The 25,992-nt window shown below is 65.6% G+C and carries 13 protein-coding genes; 8 read left to right on the forward strand and 5 right to left on the reverse strand.

The genetic code is table 11. The features are described 5' to 3' along the window. Positions 1-13: 13 nt before the first annotated feature. The 5 genes from nagE to ACNI3Q_RS02680 all read right to left on the reverse strand — a co-directional run bounded on the left by nagE (position 14) and on the right by ACNI3Q_RS02680 (position 7,253). Positions 14-1,726 (reverse strand): N-acetylglucosamine-specific PTS transporter subunit IIBC, encoded by a 1,713-nt coding sequence (gene nagE / locus ACNI3Q_RS02660; RefSeq protein ID WP_426273879.1) that lies wholly within the window; start codon positions 1,724-1,726, stop codon positions 14-16. Next, positions 1,723-4,224, reverse strand: a complete 2,502-nt coding sequence (gene ptsP / locus ACNI3Q_RS02665) for a phosphoenolpyruvate--protein phosphotransferase (RefSeq protein ID WP_426273880.1) — start codon at positions 4,222-4,224, stop codon at positions 1,723-1,725. The genes nagE and ptsP overlap by 4 nt, the downstream gene beginning before the upstream one ends. Before the next feature lie 75 nt (positions 4,225-4,299). Further along, positions 4,300-5,433 (reverse strand): N-acetylglucosamine-6-phosphate deacetylase, encoded by a 1,134-nt coding sequence (nagA, locus tag ACNI3Q_RS02670; RefSeq protein WP_426273881.1) that lies wholly within the window; start codon positions 5,431-5,433, stop codon positions 4,300-4,302. Continuing rightward, complete coding sequence (locus tag ACNI3Q_RS02675; protein WP_426273882.1) at positions 5,430-6,470, reverse strand: SIS domain-containing protein; 1,041 nt, start codon at positions 6,468-6,470, stop codon at positions 5,430-5,432. Before ACNI3Q_RS02675 ends, nagA begins: the two co-directional genes overlap by 4 nt. 45 nt (positions 6,471-6,515) lie before the next feature. After that, on the reverse strand, positions 6,516-7,253 hold the full coding sequence (locus tag ACNI3Q_RS02680; protein ID WP_260019422.1) for a GntR family transcriptional regulator: 738 nt from the start codon (positions 7,251-7,253) through the stop codon (positions 6,516-6,518). A gap of 486 nt (positions 7,254-7,739) precedes the next feature. Between ACNI3Q_RS02680 and ACNI3Q_RS02685 the strand changes: the two genes are divergently transcribed. From ACNI3Q_RS02685 to ACNI3Q_RS02720, 8 genes are all read left to right on the forward strand, one after another. Beyond that, positions 7,740-10,430, forward strand: coding sequence for a TonB-dependent receptor (locus ACNI3Q_RS02685; protein WP_426273883.1), 2,691 nt, complete (start codon positions 7,740-7,742; stop codon positions 10,428-10,430). Positions 10,431-10,600: 170 nt separating this feature from the next. Beyond that, entirely contained in the window at positions 10,601-12,889 is a 2,289-nt protein-coding gene (locus ACNI3Q_RS02690) for a beta-N-acetylhexosaminidase (protein WP_426273884.1), read from the forward strand. Beyond that, positions 12,886-15,516, forward strand: coding sequence for a beta-mannosidase (locus ACNI3Q_RS02695; RefSeq protein WP_426273885.1), 2,631 nt, complete (start codon positions 12,886-12,888; stop codon positions 15,514-15,516). Before ACNI3Q_RS02690 ends, ACNI3Q_RS02695 begins: the two co-directional genes overlap by 4 nt. Continuing rightward, positions 15,513-18,068, forward strand: coding sequence for a glycoside hydrolase family 3 C-terminal domain-containing protein (locus ACNI3Q_RS02700; protein WP_426273886.1), 2,556 nt, complete (start codon positions 15,513-15,515; stop codon positions 18,066-18,068). Before ACNI3Q_RS02695 ends, ACNI3Q_RS02700 begins: the two co-directional genes overlap by 4 nt. Beyond that, a complete protein-coding gene (locus ACNI3Q_RS02705; RefSeq protein WP_426273887.1) occupies positions 18,065-19,501 on the forward strand; it encodes a glycoside hydrolase family 125 protein in 1,437 nt (478 codons plus the stop codon). The genes ACNI3Q_RS02700 and ACNI3Q_RS02705 overlap by 4 nt, the downstream gene beginning before the upstream one ends. Continuing rightward, positions 19,498-21,804 carry a GH92 family glycosyl hydrolase gene (locus tag ACNI3Q_RS02710; protein WP_426273888.1) on the forward strand — a complete coding sequence of 769 codons (2,307 nt, stop codon included), beginning with the start codon at positions 19,498-19,500 and terminating at the stop codon, positions 21,802-21,804. Before ACNI3Q_RS02705 ends, ACNI3Q_RS02710 begins: the two co-directional genes overlap by 4 nt. Beyond that, positions 21,801-24,080, forward strand: a complete 2,280-nt coding sequence (locus tag ACNI3Q_RS02715) for a hypothetical protein (RefSeq protein ID WP_426273889.1) — start codon at positions 21,801-21,803, stop codon at positions 24,078-24,080. Before ACNI3Q_RS02710 ends, ACNI3Q_RS02715 begins: the two co-directional genes overlap by 4 nt. After that, on the forward strand, positions 24,077-25,987 hold the full coding sequence (locus ACNI3Q_RS02720; protein ID WP_426273890.1) for an alpha-L-fucosidase: 1,911 nt from the start codon (positions 24,077-24,079) through the stop codon (positions 25,985-25,987). Before ACNI3Q_RS02715 ends, ACNI3Q_RS02720 begins: the two co-directional genes overlap by 4 nt. Positions 25,988-25,992: the final 5 nt, after the last annotated feature.

Raw genomic sequence — 25,992 nt, forward strand, 5'->3', positions numbered from 1 at the left:
AACTGCCGACCGGTCAGTCGATCAGCGCCGACCGCGCGCCAAGCAGGTGCCAGACGCCGCCGCCAGCGCTGAACGAACCGCGCACGCCCTCCACCCGGTCAAAGGCAGGCTGTGCGGTGGGATTGGCTAGGACGAGGCGCAACCGCCCAGCAACCATCTGCGCATCGCGGATCGCATCGGTGCCGCCCGCCGCGGTGACGATGCCGGGCCGGGGCGAAATAGCCAAAGCTGGCTCGGCTGGCGCTGCGCTGACCGGCCGGGTCGCGGCTTGCGCCGGTCCAGCCTCCAGCCGGGCGTTGATCTCGACGGCGATCAGATCGGCGACCGGACCCATCACGACCTGTAGCGCGGTTTCAGACGGGCGAACCAGTCCCAGGGCGCCAAGCTGTCGCAGCGCCGTTTCGTCCACGGCGCCGCCATCGACCAGCACGATGCGCAGCCGGGTGGTACAGGCCCCGATGCGGGTGATGTTCCCCGCACCGCCAAGGGCGAGGATGAAGCCATCCGCGCGATCAGCCGCGGCGGCCGTCGGGGCAGCGCCCTTCGCCCCGGTCGTACCCCTGTCCCGTCCCGGCGTCGGCAGGTTGAACCGCCGGATCGCAACGTCGAACACCAGGAAGTAGACAACGAAGAACGCAGCGCCGACCGGCAACAGCATCAGCGGCCGGGTGGCCGCGCCGTAATTCAGGACATAATCGAACAGGCCAGCCGAAAAACCGAAGCCCATTCGTACGTTGAGCAGGTCCATGACCACCATCGCAACGCCGGTCAGCAGCGCATGGATGACATAGAGCAGCGGCGCGACGAACATGAAGGTGAATTCGATCGGCTCGGTCACGCCGGTCAGGAACGAGGTGGCGGCGAGGCTGGCGAGCAGGCCGCCGACTTCGCGGCGACGCTCAGGCAAAGCGTTGCGGTACATCGCCAGACATGCGGCGGGCAGGCCGAACATCATGATCGGAAAGAACCCGGCCATGAACGCCCCCGCCGTCGGGTCCCCTGCAAAGAAGCGGCGCAGATCGCCAGTTGTTCCCGCAAAATCCCCCAGCATGAACCAGGCGACGTTGTTGAGGATATGATGCAGGCCGGTGACCAGCAGCAGCCGGTTGAACACGCCGAACAGGAACAGGCCAACCGGCCCTGCGGTCGTCATCGCATTGCCCGCAACGTCAAGGCCGTGGTCCAGCCCCATATAGCCAAGGCCCGTAGCGCCGCCCATGGCAAGGCCCGCAAAGCCGGAGATGATCGGCACGAACCGGCGGCCGCCGAAAAACGACAGATAGGCAGGCAGGGTGAAGCCCGAATAGCGATTGTAAAGGAACCCGGCGATCACGCCGGACAGGATGCCGAGCGGCACGTCCAGCCGCCCGATCGCCTTTGCCCGGTAGGCATCGCTGACCGTTGCGACTAGCGCCTCCGGCACGCCAGCGATTACGTCGGGTGGAATGGTCAGGAGGACGCGCCCGCCATGCACGGCCACCAGATATGCCGTCACCCCGGCCAACGCCGCCGCGCCGTTGCCGTCTCGCGCAAGGCCGGTGGCGACGCCGATGGCGAACAACAACCCCAGGCTGGAGAACAGCGCATTGCCCCCCGCCGCCAGCAACGGCACGTCGAGCAGATCGGGTTGCCCCAGCCGCAACAGCAATCCCGCCACCGGCAGGACGGCGATGGGCAGCATCAGCGCCCGGCCGATCGGTTGCAATGCCCCGACGATCTGCTTCATTCGCCCAGTTCCTTGTGAAAAGCAGTGGCCAGCGCGCGGACCTCGGCCGGGGAGGCGGCGGCAAGCGCGGCATCGGCCAGCGTGCGGCATCCCGCCACGCTGAGCCGCCGGATCAGCGCCTTGACCTCTGGCACCAGGCGCGGCGAACAGGACAGTTCATCGACGCCAAGGCCGATCAGGATGGGGACCGCCATCGGATCCCCGGCCAGACCGCCGCACAGGCCGACAAAGCGTCCGTGATGCGCCGCACCGCGCACGGTGGCGGCAATCAGCGCAAGCACGGCGGGGTGCAGACCGTCGATCCTGCCGGCAATCGCCGGATTGCCGCGATCCATCGCCAGCGTGTACTGCGTCAGGTCGTTGGTACCGATCGAGAAGAAATCGGCCGCCGTGCCAAGCTGTGCCGCCGTCATCGCCGCCGCCGGCGTTTCGACCATGATGCCGACAGGAATGGTCCGGCCGATCCCCTGTACGCGCCGCTGTGCGTCGACCAGTTCACGGACGGCCATCAGCTCATCCAGATGGGCCACCATCGGCACCATGATGCGCAAGTCATGATCCGCCGTCGCCGCGACAATGCCCGCAATCTGTTCGCTCAAAAGTTCGGGATGAGCCAGACCCACCCGGATGCCGCGCAGGCCAAGGGCAGGGTTTTCCTCCACTGGCAGGTCGACATAGCTGGCGGGCTTGTCTCCGCCAATATCGAGCAAGCGGACGATGACCGGGCGGCCCGGCATGGCGGCGGCGATGGCGCGGTACAGGGCTGCCTGTTCGTGTCGGTCGGGCGGCGATGCCCGGTCGAGGAACAGAAATTCGGTGCGCAGCAGTCCGCAACCCTCAGCTCCCGCATCCGTTGCCGCGCGCGCATCGTCCACCGATCCCAGATTGGCGAAAACCTCGACATGTTGGCCATCGCGGGTGACGGCGAGGGCGCGGCCCTGTTGCGCGGCGGCTGCACGCAAGGAAGCCCGCCGCTCGGCATCGGCGGATGCTTCGGCCCAGCGGGCACCGTGCGGGCGATGCTCGATCGCGCCATTGCCGGCATCCAGGATCAAGCGATCGCCATCCCCGATCGCGTCAATCCCGTCACCGATCGCAACCAACGCAGGCAGACCGCGATTGGCCGCAATGACCGCGATGTGTGCGGTCGGGCCACTGCCGCGCACCGCAAGGCCGACCACGGCATCGTCCAGCGCAGCGACCTGGGACGGCAGCAGATCGTCCGCGATCAGGATGGTATTGGGCGGAAAGGTGTGGCTTTCCGGCTCCGTCCCCATCAGCAGCGCAATCATCTGCCGCTCCAGGTCCAGATAGTCGTCGGCGCGTTCGGCCATGCGGCGGTCGCCCATCGCCCGCAGGCGCGTCGCCATCACCCGGCACGCCGTTCGCCAGCCATGTTCGGCGGACCCACCGGCGGCAATCACCGGTTCTGCCGCCGCCATCAGGGCGGGGTCGCCCAGCATTTCCCGGTGCGCGGCGGCAACGGGATTGCTGGCCGTCGCTGCGATCAGCCGATCGCCCAGAGCGGCCAGGCCGGTTGCCAGGCGCTGCCGCTCGATCGCCTCGCCTGCACCCGCTTCATGGATCATGGCGTCGCGGACGCGCAGCCATTGCGCGGTGCCGATGCACAGACCGGGGGCGGCCGGCACGCCGGGAATGACGCCATCGCGGGCTGCAACCGGCAGGGCAGGGGCAGGTTCGCTGACCACCGGATGGGAGGCGCCATCGGTAGCCGTCTCGCCCATCCCCCCGCCGATCAGATCGGTCAGCGCGCGGACCGCCGCATCGGCATCCGGCCCGGATGCGCGCACGCGAACGGGATCGCCCATGCGGACGCCCAGGCCCATCAGTTCGATGACGCTGCGACAACTGGCGCGCAGATCGTCCTTTTCCAACCAGCATTCGGACAGAAAGGCGCGTGCAGCCTCTCCGATGCGCGCCGACGGGCGGGCGTGAAGACCATGGACCATCGGCAGGGGAAATGGATCGGAGACGAGTTCGCCGCCATCATCCGCTGCGATCCGCAGCGGTTCCGCCTTTGCCTTCAGGAACAGGACCGCCTCGCCCATGCCCAGCATCCGTCCGGTTTCGGTGCGGACCACCGCGAAACGATCGGCATTGGTCACGATCATCGGCGTGACAGCTGATGCGGCGCCAAGGGCGATGCGATCAAGGTCGAACCCGATCAGCGGCTGACCCCGCTCAACCACGTCGCCCGGCTGCACCAGCGGGGTGAAGGGCGTGCCGCCGAGCGCAACCGTCTCGATCCCGATATGGATGAGCAGCTCTATCCCGCCTTCGCCCCGCATGGTCAGGGCGTGGCGGCTGTCATGGATGGTCAGCACGACACCGTCGCACGGCGCGTGCAGACAGTCGCCGACCGGATCCAGCGCAACCCCGTCCCCCATCATCCGCTGGGCAAACACGGCATCCGGCACCTCGTCCAGGGGCGTGGCCCATCCGGGAAAGGGTGCCGTCAGGATGATGGTATCGCTCATGGTCATTCCTGCACGGGAGCAATTACAAGGGGGCGGTCCGGCGCGGCGGATGGCGGCACCGGACCGAAAACGGGCTCAGTTGACCTGACGGCCACCGATCCAGGTGCCGCGGATCTTGAGGTCCCGACCCAGCCATACCAGGTCGGCCCGCTTGCCAACCGCGATGGCCCCATAAAGGTCGCCGATTCCCAGGAACGCGGCGGGATTGGCGCTCGCCATGGCGGCGGCAACATCGATCGGCACGCCGATATCCACGGTGTTCGCTACGGCCGTTGCCATGTCGAGATCGCATCCGGCCAGCGTACCATCGGCGCTGAAGCACGCCCCGTTTTCGACGCGGATCAACTCGCCATTCAGCATGAAGCTCTGGCAACCATTGCCGACGCTGGGCATCGCATCGGTGACCAGCATCATTCGGTCGGCCGGTCGCGTTTTCAGCGCCATGCGAATTGCGGCGGGATGGACATGGATCTTGTCGACGATCAGCCCGCAATAGACGGTTTCGTCCTCCAGCGCCGCACCGACCATGCCGGGCGCGCGGTGGAGCAGCGGCGACATGGCGTTGAATAGGTGGGTAACGCCGCGCGCGCCCGCCTCGATCGCCTGACGCGCCTGTTCATAGGTGGCATCGCTATGGCCCAACGAAACGATGACGCCGGCATCGACCAGCGCCCGAATGGCGTCCAGATCATTCTGTTCCGGTGCCACCGTGACCATCACCTTGCCGCGCGAAGGACGGGTGAGAAGGCGGATCGCCCGGTCATCCAGCGCGCGGAAATGCTGTTTGTCGTGGATGCCCCTGCGCACGGGATTCAGGAACGGCCCCTCCACATGAACGCCGATGCATCCGTCCACGCCCGCATCGATGGCGGCATCGGTGGCGTCGAGCGCGGCCTCGATCACGTCGAGGGTATCGCTGATCAATGTCGGCAGGAACGCGGTGGTGCCAAAGCGGCGATGCGCCTCTCCAATCCGCGCGATGGTGGCGACATCGGGCGTATCATTGAACAGCACGCCGCCGCCGCCATTCACCTGTGTGTCGATGAATCCCGGCAACAGGAAACCGCCATCAAGGTCGATGGCGTCCGGCGCAGTGGCATCGCTCGCGATGGCACCGATGGTCCCGTCGGCATTCACCGACAGCGCAGCATCCGTGGACCGGCCATCGGCTGCCAGGACGGTGCCGTTGCGAAAGGACAGGCCGCTCATCGCGTTTCCGTCACCTTGCGCAGGAACGGGGGCTCATCGGGATTGAAACCGCGCCGCCGCGACAGCGCCTCTGCCGCGGCATAAAAGCTTTGCACCATGAGCAGGGGTTCGATGGCCGGATGCGCGCGCAGCGTCGGGAGCTGACCCGACAGGCCGGCACGTCCGTCGGCAAGGATCATCCGCGCATCGCGCGCGTCGAACTCGCTCGCCACCTGGCGTACATCGTCACCGTCGCTGGCCGATCCGGCAAAGGCGATGACCGGAAAGCCGTGGCCAACGATCGCCATCGGGCCGTGGCGGACCTCTGCGCTGCTGAACGCTTCGGCATGAAGGCCGCAGGTTTCCTTGAGCTTCAGCGCCGCTTCCTGCGCGATGCCCAGGCCATAGCCCCGACTGAGCACGAACAGATTGGTTGCATCGGCCAGCAGATCGACCATTTCCGACCAGTCGAGGTCATGGGCGCCCCGCAGCAGGACGGGCAGATGCCGCACCCCGTCCTTCAACGCGGCATCGTCGCTCCATTCCGAGACGATGAAGGCGAGCATCGCCAGCGACAGGATAAAGGATTTGGTCGCCGCCACCGACTTTTCCGGGCCTGCGTTCAGGGGGATCAGCCAGTCGGCGATTTCAGCCAACGGCGATTGTTCGTCGTTGACCAGTGCGACGACCGTTGCCCCGGCCGCGGCATAACGCCGCACCGTTGCCAGCAGGTCCGGACTGCGCCCCGACTGGGAAATGGCGATCAGCAGCATCCCCTCGGCAGCGATGTCAGCGCCATAGACGGAGGAGACCGACGGTGCCGCAGAGGAAACCGGGGTCCCGATCAGCGTCTCGATCAGATATTTGGCATAGGTTGCGGCATGATCGGACGATCCGCGCGCGCAGGTGATGACCATGCGTGGCGGGGACTGACGCAGATGACGGCTGAGCCGTGATACTGCGCCGGCATTGATCTTCAGCGCGTGGGCCAGCCGGTCGGCAGCCTCGCCCGCTTCGGTGGACATCAAGGTGGGGGAGGGCGACGATGCGGCTCCCATTTGTTCAACTTCGACCATTTTCCCCCAGTTCGACTGCTCCAGATGCTAGACGACGCTCAATTCCGCGACCACGTCGTAGGCATCCCCACGATAATAGGACTGTGTGAATTCGATGGTTTCGCCGTCGGCCGAATAACCGCGACGTTCGATGAACAGGCCCGCATGGCCGGTTTCGACCCCCAGTCGCTTGGCCTGTTCAGCCGGAAAGTGAATGGCCCGCAGCCGCTGCAGCGCGCGCACGGGACGGCAACCGGCGGCATCCAGTGCAGCATACAGCGAATCGCTGACCGCATCTGCGCCCGGCAGGCAATGGCCGGCGATGGTCGCATATTCCATCGCCATCGGGACATTGTCGGCATAACGCACGCGCTGGAACCGATAGACCTTGGTGCCCGGTGACAGGCCGAGCGACAGCGCCTCTTCAGGGGTTACCAATCCCTCCGCGCGCAGCACGACGTCGCTGCTGGGCGAACGGCCACGCGAGATCATGTCCTCGGAAAAGGAGGACAGCTTCGAAAAGCTTTTCTCGACGCGCGCCGCAACAAAGGTGCCTGCACCGCGGCGGCGGACCAGCAACCCTTCCTCGACCAGACCCTCGATCGCCTTGCGCACCGTGATGCGGGAGACGCCGAACTCCTCGGCCAGGTCGCGCTCCGGCGGGATCGCATCGTCCTGGCTCAGCAATTTTGACTCGATGGCGCCGCGAACGATCTGCTGCAGTTGCAGGTATAGCGGCGAATGGCTGGCTGGGTCGAAGCGACCCACCCGATCGGAAAACCTCATCAAACGACCTCGCGCACGGGGGGAGGTGAGAGAGTAAAGAGGCGATGTTTCCTGCACAACCTGTCGATAGGTTATATACTGGTATGGTTCAAGCGCGATTTTTGCTGCTGATGGACGGATCAGTCGGCTTCCCATCGGTGCTGGCTGCTCGCCAATGATCCTTTTGGTCAGTCAGTGCCGACCGCTATCCACGCAACCCTGCCGATTCGGCCGCCCTGCAATGCCCGCCCTGCTTGGTCTGAGCTATGGGAAATGGGCTTACCCAAGACCTTATTGCGCGGCTTCAGCGACACGCAACCGTATCATTTTTCACCAAAATGTTACATTGCTGCGCCGCAGCGAACGATTTTGATGGATTTGACGAAATAAATTGGTCACTGTTAGGTAGGCTTTTGACGGGACCAATATAACTCCAACAAGAGCCCGATAGTGATGAGTAGGGGGGTCGTCCGCTCTGGCCGGCCAGTGAAAAGATGGGGAGCATCCATGCTTGTTCGTAATTTTCTGATGGCTTCGACCGCGATCGTGTCGATGGGCGGCATTGCGCACGCCCAGGACGCGCAGGCAGTCGATCCCGGTCAGGATGACATTGTCGTCACCGGCATCCGCAAGTCCATCGCCGATTCGATCGAGCGCAAGCGCGAAGCCAATTCCATCGTCGATGTGATCAGCGCCGAAGACGTGGGTCGTTTCCCGGATTCGAACGTCGCCGACTCGCTGGCCCGCCTGCCCGGTGTCACGGTCGATCGCCAGTTCGGCGAGGGCGAGCAGCTGTCGATCGCCGGCGTCGAACCTGCGCTGAACCGCCTGACCATCAACGGTCACTCCGTCGCGTCAGCCGACTGGGGCGGCAACCCGTCCGACCGGTCTAGCCGCTCGTTCAACTATTCGCTGCTGTCGCCCACGATCATCAGCCAGGCCGTTGTCTACAAGACGCCCGAAGCCCGGCTTCAGGAAGGCGCGATCGGCGCCAGCGTCGATGTGGTGACGCGCAAGCCGCTCGACCTTGATTCCGGCACGATCGCGGTCACCGCTGGCGGCGAATATAACGATCGCGCCGATCGCGGCAGCTTTCGTGGGTCTGCGCTCTATAGCTGGAAGAATGCGGATGACACGATCGGCATCCTGGCGTCCGTCAACTATGACAAGGAGCAGCTGAGCCGCGCGGGTGTCGCCGTCTACTGGTATCGTACCGGACAGGCGCTGCTCGATAATGCCCCGGCCACGGCGACCTTCAACGGCAAGACCGCCGCCAACCTGACCGCCGCCGAGCGCACCGAACTTTCCAGTTCGCGCTTTGCATCGTTCCTGGCGCGGGAATTCTTCAAGCAGGAGCGTGAGCGCGTCGGCTTCAATGGGTCGATCCAGGTCCGCCCGAGCGACACGCTGACCTTGACTGCAAATGCTCTGATCATCCGCGGCAATTACGACAACGTCTCCAACTCGATGTACACCTATGGGTTCGAGGGATCGCGGCTGGTCAGCGCGCAGTTCGGTGATGGCCTGGTGACGAGCGCGACATTCACCGGCATTCCGGCCGGACAGACTGGCGCGACGGGCCAGCTCGATACCCTGTATCGCCGCACCCGCGTCAAGAACGACACCTACTCCCTGCTGTTCGACTGGCAGCCGGCCGAAGGCTGGGCGGTGACCGGCAATGCGGGTTACACCAAGGCCAGCGGCGGCAAGGACCCCGAATATCTGCTCGATTTCCGCACGCAGATGGGCTTCACCTCGGGTGCCAATGGCCGCAACACGACGGTCGACTGGACGTCGCCCGCGACCGATCCGACCAAGTGGCTGAGCAATTTCACTGCCGGGGGCGGCGAAAACATCACCGCCAGCGATGGTCGCACCTTCTTTGGCCGGCAGATCGGCGGCATTCCGCGCCAGTCGGGCTTTACCGAGGACAAGGAAGCGTTCGGCGAGTTCAACGTGAAGCGGGACGTGTCGTTCGGCCCGTTCAGCGAGCTGTTGTTCGGTGCGCGCTACGTCGCCCATGAAAACAGCAACACCAGCTTCAGCAACGCGGTGTTCACCAACCAGAACTTCACGCTGGCCGACCTGGATTTCAACGTGCTGCCCAGCGGCCTGTACAATGGCCTCGGCACGTCCGGGAACGGCGCGCCCTATGTCGGCATGGATAAGGACGGCATCATCGATGGGCTGGAACGGTTCGGCAATTTCACCGACGAACGCGGTTTCGTGCGCAACGAATACTGGCTGGTGAAGGAAAACATCGCTGCCGGCTATGTGCAGGCCAATTTCAGCTCCGGCAAGTTCCGCGGCAACGTGGGCGGCCGATTGGTCAACACGGACACGGAATCGAACTTCTATGTCCAGTCGAACGGCACGTTCGCCCTCACGCAGGTCAACAATTCCGAAACGCGGTTCCTGCCTTCGGCCAACGTGATCTATGATGCTGGCGAGGATGTGACGCTGCGCGCATCGGCGGCAAAGGTGATTGCCCGTGCGCGCTATTCGGACCTTGCAGGTTCGTTGTCGCTGGATGATGCCACCCGCAGCGGCGGTGGCGGCAACCCGGATCTGAAGCCCTATGCGGCGACCAATTTCGGCCTGTCCGCCGAATGGTACTTCGCGCCGGGCAGCTTCCTGGCGGCGGAAGTCTTCTATCGCGACATTTCGAATTATGTCGGCAACCAGGTCGAGGACGGGGTTGAGTTCACCAACCCGATCACCGGCCAGACGCTGGAATATTCGATCTCGCGGCCGATCAACGGTGGCAAGGCGCAGGTGACCGGCTTCTCGCTGTCGGGCAATACCAACCTGTTCGCAGGGTTCGGTATCCAGGGCGCCTATACCTTTGCCGATGCCGAAACGCCCAGCTTCAACACCGGCCTGCCGTTCCTGTCGCGGCACACGCTGCAGATCTCGCCTTATTACGAGAGCGGGCCGTTCCAGGCGCGTCTGAGCTACAACCGCCGGTCGAAGTATTTCTATCGCTTCGGTCGCCAGCAGTCGCAGGATTATACCGACAGCTATCAGCAGGTGGACGCCCAGATCAGCTATGCGCTGAGCGAAAACTTCCAGGTCGTGGCTACCGCCGCCAACCTGCTGGACGAAACCTATTACCAGTACAGCTCGACGCCGAACGCACCGACGTCGATCTACAAGAATGGCCGGGTCTTCTCGCTCAGCGCGCAGTTCCGGATGTAAGGCGTAGCATCGTACCCTCCCCTCGGCCGGGAACAGCAACCCTGTTCCCGGCCTCTTTCCGGGGAGCGGGGACGGTCGGTTGCGGTGTAGCCGCGGCCATGTTTCAGTCGCCCGGGGCACCGCCCAGCCATTCCGGGCACCGCGTAACAATGACGGACAGGGGTTAGCAGATGATGGTCAGAACCGCGTGGATGGTCTCGTTCCTCGCTCTGGGCATCGCCAGCGACCCCGCCTTTTCCCAAACCCTCCCGGTCATTCCGATACCGGCCGATGTCGCACCGGCCGCCGGACGCTATTGGGTGACCGCAGCAACCGGTGTTGCGGTCGATCCGGCAGATGCTGGCGCGGCGCGCGCGGCCGAGTTGCTGATTGCCCAGGTGCGCACCGACCGCGGTCTGACGCTGAGCCGCAAGGACGGCGGCGGCATCCGCATCGTGCGCGATGACGCAGTGACGGGCGAGGAAGCCTATCGCCTGACCGTCACGCGCAGCGGCGTGACGATTGCCGCCAGCAGCGACCGGGGCATGATCTGGGGCGCGATGACGCTGGCCCAGCTGCTCAGCCCCGATGCAAAGGTTGGCCAGCCGGTTTCCCTTGCCGCCATGACGATCAGCGATGCGCCGCGCTTTTCCTGGCGCGGGCTGATGATGGACGTCAGCCGCCATTTTCAGCCGGTTGAAACGCTGTACCCTATCGTCGACGCGATGATGGCGCAAAAGCTGAATACGCTGCACCTGCACCTGTCGGACGATCAGGGATGGCGGTTGGAGATCAAGCGCTATCCCGACCTGACGCGGATCGGCGGATTTCGCACACCGCCATCGGCCGGGGAGCCGCCGCGCGAGAAGGTGGGCGGATTTTACACCCAGGACGAGCTGAAAAAGCTGGTCGCCTATGCTGCCGAGCGCGGCATCGTGATCGTCCCGGAAATCGACCTGCCGGGCCATGCGCAGGCGGCCGTTGCCGCCTATCCCCAGGAAATCGGCGTGCTGGGCGACCGGCCGGACGTCGGCAACGAATGGGGCGTCAATCCGTGGCTGTTCGCGCCGAACGAGCGCAGCATGGCGTTCATCAAGAATGTGCTGGACGAACTGGTCGAGATTTTCCCGTCACCGATCATCCATGTCGGCGGGGACGAGGCGGTGAAGGATCAGTGGAAGCGATCGCCCGCGGTGCAGGCGCAGATGAAGGCGCTGGGCCTGACGACCGAGAACCAGTTGCAGGGATGGATGATCGCCGAACTGGGCAAGCATCTGGCGAGCAAGGGCCGCCGCCTGATCGGATGGGACGAGATCCTGGAGGGCGATGTGCCGACCAGTGCGTCGGTGATGTCGTGGCGCGGGGACAAGGGCGCGGTCGAGGCGGCGAACAAGGGGCATGACGTCGTGCTGTCGCCCGCGCCCAACCTCTATTTCGACAATCTGCAATCGGACCGGTCGGACGAGCCGCCGGGGCGGTTGGGCATCCAGACGCTGGAACAGGTCTATGGCTATGACCCGCAGCCGCCGGGGATCGATCCGGCAAAGTTGAAGCACGTATTGGGCGCACAGGCCAATGCATGGTCCGAATATCTGGTCACGCCCGAGCAGAAACAGCACGCAATTTTCCCGCGCCTGTCCGCGCTGGCTGAACTGACCTGGTCGCCAAAGGAAAAGCGTGACTGGCGCGGGTTCGTCATCCGGCTGGAACCGCAGATGATCCGGTATCGGCGCGAGGGCGTGGGTGCTGCCGATAGCGCCTTTGCCGTCAATTTCCGGCCATCGGGCGGGCGGGGCGATGCCCTGCGTCAGGGCGTGGTCACGCTGGGCATGGACAATCAGGTGCAGCGCGGCTCCATCCGCTATACCCTGAACGGCAGCGAGCCGACCGCCCGGTCGCCGGTGTTCAAGGCGCCAATCCAGGTAAAGGTGGGCGCAGTGGTGACGGCGGCGCCGTTTGCAGCAGACGGCCATGTCATGGCCGCACCGCGTCAGTATTCGGCAACGCGTTCGGCATGGCTTTCGGCGGGGCCAAGCGATCTTGCCGCCTGTCCGCAGGGCGCGCTAGGCCTTCGCGTCCCGCTGGCCGGGATGCAGACGGCGAACACCCCCGCGTTCAACGTCAACATCTTTGACACCTGCACCCAATGGCTGAACGCCCCGCTGGGCGAGGCAAAGGGTTTTGCCATCGATGTTGCCCGGCTGCCCCGCCATTATGGGCTGGCACATGAGGCATCGGCGCTGCGCGAACATTATGCCGTCACCCGCTTTGGCGAGTTGGTCGTCACGGCGGGGGGGTGCAAGGGCCGGGTGGTCGGCACCTATCCGCTGCCCGATCCGGCGAGTGCGCCTAACCGGTTCCGCTTTACCGGCACGCTGTCGGGTGAAGCCGGGGACGCCGATCTGTGTTTCCAGTTCACATCGCCCCTGTCGCATCCCTTTTACGCAGTGGAGGGCGTGACGCTGGAGGACGCCCGATGAGGCGGGCTCGTGCAGCATGGCTGATGCTGGCAGCGGCCCCCGCCGTGCTGGGCGCCGGGCCACGTGAGACGGTGGCGCTGGACAAGGGTTGGGAAGTGCGATTGTCCCCGGGCCAGGCGACGGTGGAGCGCGAGCATCCGGCAGGCGCCCGGTGGCGGCCGGCAAAGGTTCCCGGTTATGTCCAGTCCGACCTGATCGAGCAAAAGCTTGTCCGGGATCCATTCATTGGCACGAACGAGGCGGCGATCCAGTGGGTCGGGCGCAGCGACTGGGATTATCGCGGGACCATTGAGGCCAGCGGCGCCATGCTGGCGCGCGATCATGTGGATCTGGTGCTGGAGGGCCTGGATACCTTTGCCGAGGTCTGGGTGAATGGTCGGATGATCCTGACGGCCAACAACGCCCATCGCCGCTGGCGGGCGGATATCCGGCCGCAGCTGAAGCCGGGCAGGAACGCCGTGCTGATCCGGTTCCGGTCGCCGCTGGGCGTCCTGAAACCGGTGGTCGAGAAGATCCAGTATCCGCTGCCGGGCGAATATGATTCCATGTTCGGCGACGAGCCACCCGCGCGCCAGACATCCCCCTATATCCGCAAGCCCAAATATCATTACGGATGGGACTGGGGTCCCCGTATCCTCAATATCGGGCCGAATGGTCCGGTGCGCCTCGACCTTTGGGACGAAGCCCGCATCGACGTCATGCGGGTGCAGCAGGAGGCGATTGGCCCCGCCGAAGCGCGCATCGCCGCCGAGCTTGAGCTTGTCGCCGACCGGGACGGGGCAGCGACGGTCGACCTGACCGTCACCGGGCCGGACGGCGCGTCAGTCCGGGTGAGCCGCACCGTGCAGCTGACCGCCGGGCGCAACCGCGTGGCTGTCCCCGTCGCCATCCCCAATCCCCGACTGTGGTACCCCGCCGGCTATGGCGAGCAGCCATTGTACCGCGTGGATGCCCGCGTGACGCTGAACGGACAGCAGGTCGATCAGGCGGCCCGATCCACGGGTCTGCGGACCGTCGAACTGGTGCGAGAAGGTGATGCGGTCGGACGCGGCTTCGCGCTGAAGATCAACGGTCTGCCCATCTTCATGAAGGGCGCGAACCTCATCCCGTTCGACAGTTTTGGCCCGCGCGTGCCGGATGCGCGCATGACGTCGATCCTGTCCGATGCGAGGGCGGCCAACATGAATATGGTCCGCATCTGGGGCGGGGGAATGTACCTGCCCGACAGTTTCTTTGATGCCGCCGATCGGCTCGGCATCATGGTGTGGTCCGATTTCATGTTCGGCGGTGCCATCACCCCCTATGACCGGGATTTCCGGGAGAATGTGCGGATCGAGGCGGAGGAGCAGGTCGACCGGGTACAGGCGCATCCGTCCATCGTGATCTGGGCCGGGAATAACGAAGTGCTGTCGGGCTGGGAAAACTGGAGCGACCGGGTGGCGTTCAAGAAGAATGTCGGGCCGGACGAGCAGGAGCGGGTCGGCACCGGCATGGCGATCCTGTTCAATCAGGTGCTGCGCAACGCGGCCGAACGCCGGGATGCCGATGTCCCATACTGGCCGGGATCGCCCAGTACGAATTACGAGGGCAAGCCCGATGTGGATGGCGATGGCGATCGCCATTACTGGGACGTGTGGGGCGGCAAGAAACCGGCCAGCGCCTATCTGGAAAGCTGTCCCCGCTTCATGTCGGAATACGGGCTGCAGGCGATGCCGGGGATGCCGACCATTGCCAGCTATGCCAGGCCGGGCGATATGAGCGTGACGTCGCCGGTGATGCGCGCCCACCAGAAGTTCCTGAAGGGCGAGGGGCAGGAGCGGCTGCTCTATTATATCGGCCTTCGCTATCGTGAGCCGACGAGTTTCGCCGATTTCGTCTATCTGAGCCAGGCGATGCAGGCCGATGGCATTGCGCTGGGCGCGCTGCATCATCGCGCCTGCCGCCCGGTGACGATGGGATCGCTGTACTGGCAGCTCAACGATGTGTGGCCGGGCGCTAGCTGGTCCAGCGTCGACTATTATGGACGGTGGAAGGCGCTGCATTACGCTGCCCGTCGGGCCTTTGCGTTGCTGGCCGTCAGTGCGGGCCGACGTGAGAATGGCGAGACGAACGTCGTGTTGATTTCCGACCTGACCCGCGCAGTCGATGCGCAATGGTCGGTCCGGCTGGTCGATGTGGACGGGCGCGAAACGCCGATCGCGTCGGGCACTGCACGGCTGGACCCGCTGTCCGCGACGCCGGTTGCGACCTATGACGATGCTGCCCTGTTCGGTACGACGGATCGCAGCCGGACAATGGCCGTCATCGACATGACGGTCGATGGCCAGCGCGTGTCGCGGGCCATGGTTGCGGCCGTGCTGGAAAAGGCGATGGCGCTGCCCGACCCTGGGCTGAAGCCCACATGGTCCACTGGCCCGGACGGCAAGCCCCGGCTGACGATCCGTGCAGAGCGGCTGACGCGCGGCCTGTGGATCGGGTTCGGCACACTGGATGCGTCGGCATCGGACAATTTCATCGACCTGTTGCCCGGCGAGACGGTGACGGTCGGCATTACCGGCACGGCCAGAATGGCAAAGCTGCGCCGCACGCTGGAACTGCACCATCTGGGTTCGGGAGGAGGACGATGATTGCGCTCGCCCTGGCGCTTGCCGCCGCACAGGAAACGCCGGTGGATGCCGATGTTGCCGCGCGCATCGCGGCAATGACCCCGGCCGAAAAGGCAGCGCAGCTCCAGTCCAAGGTGACGCAATCCTCGCCCGATCTGCCCGCCTATGATTACTGGAACGAGGCGCTGCATGGCCTGTCCCGCAACGGTATGGCGACGGTGTTTCCGCAGGCCATCGGCCTTGCCGCGACCTGGGACGCGCCGTTGATGGAGCGGATCGGCACCGCGGTGTCGACCGAGGCCAGGGCGAAGTACAATGCACTCAGCGGCGTTGACCGCAAGCGGTATCAGGGGCTGACCATCTGGTCCCCCAACATCAACATCTTTCGCGATCCGCGTTGGGGCCGGGGTCAGGAAACCTATGGCGAGGATCCGGTGCTGACCGGGACGCTGGCCGTCGGTTATGTCCGCGGATTGCAGGGCCCGGACCCGGAACAGCCGCGCGTGATTGCCACGCCAAAGCATCTGACGGCACATAGCGGGCCGGAGGCGGGGCGCGACAGTTTCAGCGTGCAGACCAGCCCGCATGACGTGGAGGCGACCTATCTGCCCGCGTTCCGGCAGGCGCTGACCGAGGGCAAGGCGCAGTCGGTGATGTGCGCCTATAACGGCATTCACGGCGTGCCGGTTTGTGCCGCCGACTGGTTGCTCAACGACCGGGTGCGGCGCGACTGGGGCTTTACCGGCTTCGTGGTGTCGGATTGCGATGCCATCGGCAATATCGCGCATTATCAGCGTTATGCCCGCAACAATGCCGAAGGGTCGGCGCTGGCCATCGGTGCGGGCATGGACCTGAATTGCGGAACGGGCTTTGCCGGTCTCGACAAGGCGCTGGCCGAGGGGCTGACCGATCAGGCGACGGTGGACCGGGCGCTGGGCCGGGTGCTGATGGCGCGCAAGCGGCTTGGCGATGCCTTTGGCACCAAAAGCCGATGGGACAGCATCCGCCCCGATCAGGTGGGAACGCCGCAGCACCGGGCGCTGGCGCTGGAGGCGGCGCGCAAGTCGATCGTCCTGTTGGAGAACCGGGGCGTCCTGCCGCTGAAGGCCGGGGCGCGGATTGCGGTGATCGGACCCAATGCGGACAGCGTGGACGTGCTTCAGGCAAATTATCACGGCACCGCCGTCCGCCCGGTGACGCCGCTGGCTGGCCTTACCGCACGGTTCGACGTTCGCTATGCGCAGGGTTCCACCCTGGCCGATGGGGTGCCGGTGGTGGTGCCGGCGACGGCATTTGGCGATGGCCTGAACGCGCAATTCTTTGCGGACCCCGATCTTGCCGGGGCGCCGATGGGGACGGCAAAGCATCGGACGGTCGATTTCGACTGGAACCGCGCGCCGCCGCTGCCCACGCTGCCCGACAATCGCTACGGCGTTCGCTGGACCGGGACGATCGCGGCTGAGGGGCCGGGCGAGCATGTGCTGCGGGTGGACATTCCCCGATGCTGGGATGCATGCACCGGGCGCGACGCCGCTCGGCTGTGGATCGACGATCAGCCGGTGATCGCGGATAGCGGCGATGGCAAGGGGATCGAGGTCCGGTACACTTTCGCCGATACGAAACCGCACCGGTTTCGCATGGAGCTGGCGCATCGCAGCGAGGATGAGGGCATCCGCCTGACCTGGGTTGCGCCGGCGGCGGCGCAGCGCGAGCGGGCGGTGGCAGCGGCGCAGGACGCCGATGCCGTCGTGGCGTTCGTTGGCCTGTCTCCGGCTGTGGAGGGTGAGGCCCTGCAGATCGAGGTGCCGGGCTTTTCGGGCGGCGACCGCACGGACATCGGCCTGCCTGCTGCGCAGCAATCGCTGCTGGAGGCGGTGAAGGCGAGCGGCAAGCCGCTGGTCGTCGTGCTCCTTTCCGGTAGCGCGGTGGCGATGGAATGGGCCAAGGCCAATGCGGATGCGGTGCTGGCCGCCTGGTATCCGGGCGAGGCGGGGGGCACGGCAATCGCCGATGTGCTGGATGGAACCGCCAACCCGTCAGGTCGCCTGCCCGTTACCTTTTATGCGCGCACCCGAGACCTGCCGGCCTTTGTCGACTATAATATGCGCGAGCGGACCTATCGCTATTTCAGCGGGACGCCGCTTTGGGGATTTGGCCATGGCCTGAGCTATGCCAGCTTTGGCTATTCAGCGCCGTCGGGTCCGGCGAGCGTGCAGGCGGGCGAGACGATCACGGTCACGGCGCGTCTGACCAATCGGGGCAAGCGGGCGGGCGAGGAGGTGGCGCAGGCCTATCTGATCGCGCCGGATGCGCTCAATCGCATCGGCAGTTTCAACGATCCGGTGCTGCGGCACAGTCTGGTGGGGTTTCAGCGGATCACGCTGAAACCGGGTGAACGCGGAACGGTGCGGTTCACGCTGGACCCGCGCCGTTTGAGCACGGTCGATGTGGCGGGCAACCGCGCGGTGCGGCCGGGCGAGTACCGGCTGTTCATCGGCGGCGGACAGCCGGGGCAGGCGGCAGGAAGCGAACTGCGCTTCACCATCACCGGCGAACAGGCGTTGCCGAAATGACGGTCACGCGGCGCACGGTAATGGCCGCTGGCCTTGGCACGATGGCAGCGGCGGCGATGCCCGCGGTGGCTCGCCCAGCGGCTTTTGCTAGCAAGCGGCCGGCCCCTGCCGACCGGCGGTTCACCAGTCGGGCCGTCGAGCGGCAGATTGCGCGGGTGAACGCGCGGATCGCCGATCCCGAACTGCGCTGGCTGTTCCAGAATTGCTATCCGAACACGCTGGATACCACCGTGTTCATGGACCATGTGGACGGCCGGCCGGATGCGTTCGTGATCACTGGCGATATCCAGTGCCTGTGGCTGCGGGACAGCGCGGCACAGCTCAATCCCTATCTGCATCTGGCGCGAAGTGATACGGCGCTGCGTGAGCTGTTCCGCGGGCTGATCGCGCGTCATGCCCGGTCGATCCTGATCGATCCCTATGCCAATGCCTTTATGCGTGATCCGTCTGCACGCACGACCCTGCCCTGGGCGCTGGCCGACGATACCGAGATGAAACCGGGCGTCGCCGAACGGAAATGGGAGGTGGATTCGCTCTGCTATCCTATCCGCATGGCGCATGATTACTGGCGCGCGACGGGCGATACGGAACCGTTCGATGCGCTGTGGCACGATGCAGCTCGTGCGACGGTGCGGACGTTCCGGGAACAGCAGCGAAAGGACGGGCCGGGGCCATACCGCTTCCTCCGCCGCGACCGGCTGGCCAGCGAAACACTGACCCTCAACGGCTATGGCGCGCCGACGCGAAAGGTCGGGTTGATCCATTCGATGTTCCGTCCGTCCGATGACAGCTGCCTGTTCCCATTCCTGATCCCGGCCAACTGGTTTGCCGTATCCGCGCTGCGCAAGCTGGCGACGATGGTCAGCGCGCTGCGCGACGATGCGGCGCTGGCCAGCGATGCCAGCGCGCTGGCGGATGAAGTGGCCGCAGCATTGGTGCAGCATGGCATGATGATCGACCCGGCCAACGGCGAGCGGCTGATGGCCTATGAGGTCGATGGCTATGGCAATGCCCATTTCATGGACGATGCCAATGTGCCCAGCCTGTCCGGCCTGGCCTATCTGGGCGCGATCGGCCGGGAAGATCCGCTCTGGCAGCGCAGCGCCGCCGCAGCATGGAGCCCGCGCAACCCCTATTTCCAGTCCGGCAGGGCGGCCCAGGGCATTGGCAGCCCCCATTCCGGGGAGGGCACGATCTGGCCGATGGCGATCGTCCTGCGCGCGATGAACAGCAGCGACGATGCCGAAATCCTGCGTTGCCTGAGCCATCTGAAGCAGACCCATGCCGATACCGGGTTCATGCACGAGGCCTTCGACAAGGACGATGCGGCCAAGTTCACGCGCGAATGGTTCGCCTGGGCCAATGGCCTGTTCGGTGAACTGATCCTCGACCTTGCGAAGCGCAAGCCGCATTTGCTGGGGCGAACGCTATGAACGTCACTCGCCGGAACCTGATGGCCGGAGCGGGCGGACTGGCGCTGGCGGGGGCCGCACCGTTCACCATAGCCGATGCCGCAACAACGCCCGCCGTTGCTGCGCCGGACCTGTTCATCGGCACGGGCGGCACCGGCCATACCTTTCCGGGTGCATCCATGCCGTTCGGGATGGTGCAGCTGTCGCCCGACACGGGCGTCGAACGGTGGGAGAATTGTTCGGGATACCATGTCGATGACGGGTCGATCATGGGATTTTCCCATACCCATCTGTCGGGCACCGGGATCGGCGACATGCTGGACGTGCTGGTGGTGCCCGCCACCGGTCCGGTTCAGCTGAATCCGGGGCCGCGCGAAAACCCCGATGCAGGATATCGCCAGCGTTATTCGGACGAGCGGGCGGAGCCCGGCTATTATGCGGTCAGCCTGGAAAACGGCGTCCGCGCCGAACTGACCGTGACCGAGCGGACGGGCATCCATCGGTATCGCTTTCCGGCGGGGCCGGGCCATCTGCTGATCGACCTGTCGCACCTGATCGCGGATCAGCCGCAATTTCCCGCGTTCATCGACGAGGCGGCGCTGACGCTGGAGGCGGACGGCACGCTGACGGGCACGCGGCGGATGTTCCGATGGGCCAAGGGGCGGCGCATCTTTTTTGCCATGCAGCTGTCGCGCTCGCCCGACCGGGTGCAGTTTCATGGCGATGGCGACACGATGGTCACGGGTCGCGGTGTCACCGGCAAGCGGCTGAAGGTCGCGCTGCATTTCGACGATGCCGGGGCCGATCCGATCGTGATCCGGTGCGGCATTTCGGCCGTGGACCTGATCGGAGCGCGGGCCAATTTGAAGGCGGAGGCGAAGCACTGGTCGTTCGACCGGTATCGCGCGGCCGCCGCAAAAGCCTGGTCGCGCGAGCGTTCGGTGCTGAAGGTTGCGGGCGGAACGGCGGACCAGCGGACGATTGCTGCCACTGCGCTTTATCACGCCAGCCTTGGCCCCACGCTGTTTTCCGATGTCGACGGCCGCACCATCGGGCTGGACCGCAAGGTGCATCAGCTGAAACCCGGCGAGCGGGCCTATAGCGCCTATTCGCTGTGGGATACCTATCGCGCTTTTCACCCATTGCAGACGCTGATCGGGGGCGAGCGGACCCGACGGATGATCGAGGACCTGATCCGCCAGACGCAGCAAAGCCCGTTCGGCCCTCCGGTCTGGCCGCTGCAGGGGGTCGAAACCGGCTGCATGATCGGCTGGCACGGCGTATCTGCAATGGCCGAGGCGCGGGCCAAGGGGATCAGGGCGGATTATGCCGCGGCCTGGCCCAACACCGCGCGGCGCAGTTTTGACTGGACCATGCCCGATCTGGACAACAGCCACGGCATCCAGGCCTATGACGAACTGGGCTATGTGCCCGCCGACCGGATATTCGAAAGCGTGTCACGCACGCTGGAATATGCCTATGACGATTATGCCGCCGCCCATCTGGCCGATGCCGCCGGGGACCGGGCGGGGGCGGAACGGCTGCGGCGGCGATCGGGCAACTGGGCCAATGTCTTTGATCGCAGCATCGGTTTCGCCCGCGGCCGCATGGCCGATGGCCGCTGGGCCGAACCCTATGATCCCATCGGTTTCGGCCATTCCAAGCGGTGGCGGGACTTTACCGAAAGCAACGGCTGGCAGGCGACGTTCCTCAACCAGCATGACGTACCCGGCCTGATCGCGGCAATGGGCGGCGATGAGGCATTCGAAGCGAAACTGGACGCCCTGTTCAACGGCCCATCGACCCTGCCCGCCGATGCGCCGCCAGATATTTCGGGACTGGTCGGGCAATATGCCCATGGCAATGAGCCCAGCCACCATGTCGCCTATCTCTATGCCTATTGCGGGGCGGCATGGAAAACGCAGGCGATGGTTCGCCGGCTGTTGACCGAGATGTATGCGGCCAAGCCCGACGGAATCATCGGCAATGACGATTGCGGCCAGATGAGCGCATGGTTCATCCTGTCCGCGCTTGGCATTTATCCGGTCGATCCGGTCAGCACCCAATATGTGCTGGGCAGCCCGTTGTTCGATCGGGCGGAATTGCGGCTGGGCAACGGAAAGCGGCTGATCGTCGAGGCGGCGGGCAATGCGCCGGATGCGCCCTATGTCCAGTCGGTGCGCTGGCGGGGCCAGCCCTGGACACGCGGCTGGATCGACCATGCCACGGTCATGCAGGGCGGCACGCTGCGCTTCGAGATGGGGCGGACGCCGAACCGCGCCTTTGCCGCCGCGCCGCAGGATCGCCCGGGCAAGCGGGCGTGATTGCCGGGTTGCTGATCGCCGGGCTGGTGGTTGCTGCGCCGGCATTGCCGGTCGATCTGTCCCGCCCCTGTATTGAGGCAAAAGGGGATGCCGCAGTTGCGGGCGCGCTGCTGCAACGGCGGCTGATCGAGCGCGGGGCCACGGCGGGGCGCGCGGGAGCGTGTAGCGCCACCATCCGGTTCCAGCAAAAGGCCGGGACGGGCGATGGCTTTCGCATCGAACGGACAGGCGCCACGGCATTGACGGTCAGCGCAGCGCAGCGCCGGGGGCATGTCTATGCCGCCGGGTGGCTACTGCGGCGCTCGGACGGCCTGACCTTGGCGATGACCGCCGCCATCTGCGAGGCACCGGTCCAGCCGGTGCGGGGCACGCAGATCGGGTACCGGTTCAAGAACAATAGCTATGATGCCTGGACGCCCGCCATGCTGGACCGGCGGATCGAGGATTTCGCCCTGTGGGGCGCGAACCGCATCCAGATTGTTGCCCCGGTTAGCGACGATGCCGCAACATCGCCTCTGTTCCCGGTGCCACCGGAACAGGCGGTGCGCGCCATGGCGGCGGCCAGCGACAGGCTGGGCCTGGATGCCGCGATCTTCTATCCGCTGCTCGGCGACTATGATGGCGGGGCGGCGGACGATGCCGAAGTGGCGCGGTTCAATGCACTGATCGCATCGCTGCCCGCGCTTCATGCCGTCTATCTGCCCGGCGGCGATCCTGGTCATACCAGCGCGGAGCGGTTGTTTCCGTTAGCCAAGCGGCTGGCGGTTGCGATGCGGCGGCGCTTTCCCGGTGCCGAACTGCTGATTTCGACACAGGGGTTCGATGCCGCGCGGCTGGACGCGTTCTTTCGGCAGACGGATGCCCGTCCCGACTGGCTGAGCGCGGTGTTCGTCGGGCCGCAGACGCGGATAAGCGCCGCTGAACATATTCGCAGGCTGGAAGGGCGGTTCCCGGTGGAGCTGTATCCTGACACCGCCCATGCCATGCACGCGCAATTGCCGGTACTGAACTGGCACCCCGCCTTTGCCCTGACGCAGGGGCGGGAGCCGGTAAACCCTCGGCCAGCAGCCATGGCCGCGGCCTTTGCCGTCATGACGCCGGGCACGCGCGGGGCGGTGACGTATTCCGAAGGGGTGAATGACGACTGGAACGTCCATCACTGGCTGGCCATGGGATGGAACCCGGCAATCGATGGCGCGACGGTGGCGGCGGATTATGCCCGGATGTTTGTCGGCGATGCGGCCTTTGCCGATATCCCGGCGCGGTTGGAGGCAAACTGGCGCGGCGATCCGGCGGGCAATACGGGTATCGACGAGACACTGACCCGGATGGATGCGGTGCAACGCGCGCAATGGGCGGACTGGCGCATCGACCTGTATCGCTATCGCGCGGTCTATGATGCGCTGGTCCGGCACCGTCTGAGCGCGGCTGAGGCGCGGCAGGCCGAGGCGCTCTATTCGCTGCGTCAGGTGCGGGCGATGGGCGCGGAGGCTGCGGTTGCAGCGGCCCGCGCCGCCTATGCCCGGCCGGAACCCGACAGGGTCGCCCCGCTGCGTGCCAGGCTGGACCAACTGGCCGTGGCGTTGTGGCAGGGGGCGCGGATGCAGTTGTCGGTGGCGCGATATGGCGCGTCCAACTGGGAGCGGGGGGCCAATCTGGACCGGGCGGACATCGACCTGAATGACCGTCAGGCTGTGGAGGCTGATCTGGAGGCTGCAATGCAGATGCCGGAACCGAAGCGGAGTGCGGCGATCCTGAAGATCGGCGACCGCTGGGGCATGGGGCAACTGGCGCTGTATGACGATCTGGGCGATCCCGATGCCGAGCCGCATCTGGTGCGCGGGCCAGGCTATCCGACGGATCCGCAGGGATTTGCCAGCGCGATCGACGGCGTGGCCGATGCTGTGCCCGGCCCGGAATGGCGAATGGCGCAGCTGAGCTATGCCGAGGCACTGTTCGAGCATCCGCTGACCCTGCGCTATGCCGGGCTGGAACGCGACCGGCGATATCGTCTGCGCTATAGCTGGGCGGGAGAGGATTATGCGCTGCCGTTGCGGCTGATGGCCGATGGCAAGGAACTGATCCCGTTCACGGCGCGCAGGACCAATCCCCAGCTGGTCGACATCGACCTGCCCCATGCCGTCACCGCTGACGGCGAACTGACCCTGGAATGGCATCGTCCGCCCGGCATTGGCGGCGGCGGACGCGGGCGTCAGATCGCCGAGGTGTGGCTGATCCCCCTTTCCCGAAATCCCGATCAAGGAGCCAAGCCATGAACCCTAGCCTATCCCGCCGCGCATTGCTGGCCAGCAGCATGGCCATGGGCGGTGCCGCCGCATGCAGCCCCGGCGGCCTTGCCAGTGCAGGCGGCGCGGCGTCCGTCCCGGCACCATGGGGTGCGGTGCCGTCCGCCCGCCAGCTGAAATGGCATGATCGCCGCTTTTACGGCTTTGTCCATTTTTCGATCAACACCTTCACCGACAAGGAATGGGGGTTCGGCGACGAGGATCCGGCGCTGTTCAACCCGACCGATTTCGACCCCGATCAGATTGCAGGCGTGGCCAAGGCGGCGGGCATGACCGGGCTGATCCTGACGGCCAAGCATCATGACGGGTTCTGCCTGTGGCCGACAATGCTGACCGAACATTGCATCCGCAATGCGCCCTACAAGGGCGGCAAGGGCGATATCGTCGGCGAACTGGGCGAGGCGTGCCGCCGGGCGGGGCTGAACTATGGCCTGTATCTGTCCCCCTGGGACCGGAATTATGCCGAATATGGCCGCCCGGCCTATATCGATTATTACCGCGCGACATTGACCGAATTGTGCACCCGCTATGGCAAGCTGTTCGAGGTGTGGTTCGACGGGGCGAACGGCGGCGATGGCTATTATGGCGGCGCGCGGGAAACGCGGCGGATCGATGCGCCGCGCTATTATGACTGGCCGTCGATCGTGAAGCTGGTGCATGAGCTCCAGCCCGAAGCCTGCACCTTTGATCCGCTGGGCGCGGACATCCGCTGGGTCGGCAATGAGGAGGGCCATGCGGGGGACCCCTGCTGGCCGACCATGCCGAACATCCCCTATACCCAGGAAAATGGCTATCCCGGCGTCCGGGGCGGCGAATTGTGGTGGCCGGCGGAAACCAACGTTTCGATCCGCCCTGGCTGGTTCTATCACGCGGACGAGGATGCGCAGGTCAAGACGCCCGCGACGCTGATGGAGATGTTCGACCGGTCGGTCGGCCACGGCACAACGTTTCACCTGAACATTCCGCCGGATCGGCGCGGCCGCATCCCCGACCGGGATGTCGCCAGCCTGACTGCGTTCGGCGATGTCCTTCGCGCTACTTTTGCCACGGACCTTGCCCAGGGGGCGGTGGTGACCGCCAGCGCCGATATCGGATCCACGGCCGGCAATGTCGTGGACGGCAATCCCGACAGTTTCTGGTGCGCGCCCGCCGATGCGAAGGACGCGACGCTGACGCTGGACCTGCCACCGGGGCGTGCATTCGACCTAATCGAGCTGAAGGAATGGTTGCCGTTGGGTCTGCGCGTCACGCGCTTTGCCATCGATGTGTCGGACGATGGCAGCACGTGGCGGACCATTGCCGAAAAGGAGATGGTCGGGCCGCAGCGCCATGTTCGACTGACCGCGCCGATCGCGCCGCGCCGCGTCCGCTTTCGCACTGTGGAGGCGGAGGCTGGGCCTGCGCTGCGCAGCATCGGGCTGTACCGGTCGGTTGCGCCCGCCGAGCTGCCGCCGGCGGTATCGAGCGATCTCAACCTGATCCCGAGCCGGGGATGGAAGGTCGTTGCGGCGAGCGCAGCGGGGACCGACGCGCTGATGGATGATAATGCGAAGACCGCATGGCAATCCGCCGCTCCCGCCGAAGTCACGTTCGACCTGCAGCGTGAGGAAATGCTGCGCGGATTCACGCTGACGCCAACGCGGCATATCGACCCGGAAGCAGCGCCGCCGTCGCGCTGGGTCGCGGAGACGAGCGTGGACGGCAAAGCATGGACCGCGGCGGGCGAGGGCGAGTTTTCGAACATCAACTACGCCCGCGCCACGCAGCGGCCGGCCTTTGGGCAGCCGCGCAAGGCCCGGTATCTGCGGTTGCGTTTTCCGGCTCCGGCGGTTGCGGCGCCCCGGATCGCCATTGCTGGGATCAATGGGTTCCGCTGATCCCC

The organism is Sphingomonas eleionomae (assembly GCF_049889035.1).
Lineage (GTDB): Bacteria > Pseudomonadota > Alphaproteobacteria > Sphingomonadales > Sphingomonadaceae > Sphingomonas.

Coding starts and splice junctions, on each gene's coding strand:
- nagE (WP_426273879.1), bottom strand. CDS start 1,726: ATGAAGCAGATCGTCGGGGCATTGCAACCGATCGGCCGGGCGCTGATG.
- ptsP (WP_426273880.1), bottom strand. CDS start 4,224: ATGAGCGATACCATCATCCTGACGGCACCCTTTCCCGGATGGGCCACG.
- nagA (WP_426273881.1), bottom strand. CDS start 5,433: ATGAGCGGCCTGTCCTTTCGCAACGGCACCGTCCTGGCAGCCGATGGC.
- ACNI3Q_RS02675 (WP_426273882.1), bottom strand. CDS start 6,470: ATGGGAGCCGCATCGTCGCCCTCCCCCACCTTGATGTCCACCGAAGCG.
- ACNI3Q_RS02680 (WP_260019422.1), bottom strand. CDS start 7,253: ATGAGGTTTTCCGATCGGGTGGGTCGCTTCGACCCAGCCAGCCATTCG.
- ACNI3Q_RS02685 (WP_426273883.1), top strand. CDS start 7,740: ATGCTTGTTCGTAATTTTCTGATGGCTTCGACCGCGATCGTGTCGATG.
- ACNI3Q_RS02690 (WP_426273884.1), top strand. CDS start 10,601: ATGATGGTCAGAACCGCGTGGATGGTCTCGTTCCTCGCTCTGGGCATC.
- ACNI3Q_RS02695 (WP_426273885.1), top strand. CDS start 12,886: ATGAGGCGGGCTCGTGCAGCATGGCTGATGCTGGCAGCGGCCCCCGCC.
- ACNI3Q_RS02700 (WP_426273886.1), top strand. CDS start 15,513: ATGATTGCGCTCGCCCTGGCGCTTGCCGCCGCACAGGAAACGCCGGTG.
- ACNI3Q_RS02705 (WP_426273887.1), top strand. CDS start 18,065: ATGACGGTCACGCGGCGCACGGTAATGGCCGCTGGCCTTGGCACGATG.
- ACNI3Q_RS02710 (WP_426273888.1), top strand. CDS start 19,498: ATGAACGTCACTCGCCGGAACCTGATGGCCGGAGCGGGCGGACTGGCG.
- ACNI3Q_RS02720 (WP_426273890.1), top strand. CDS start 24,077: ATGAACCCTAGCCTATCCCGCCGCGCATTGCTGGCCAGCAGCATGGCC.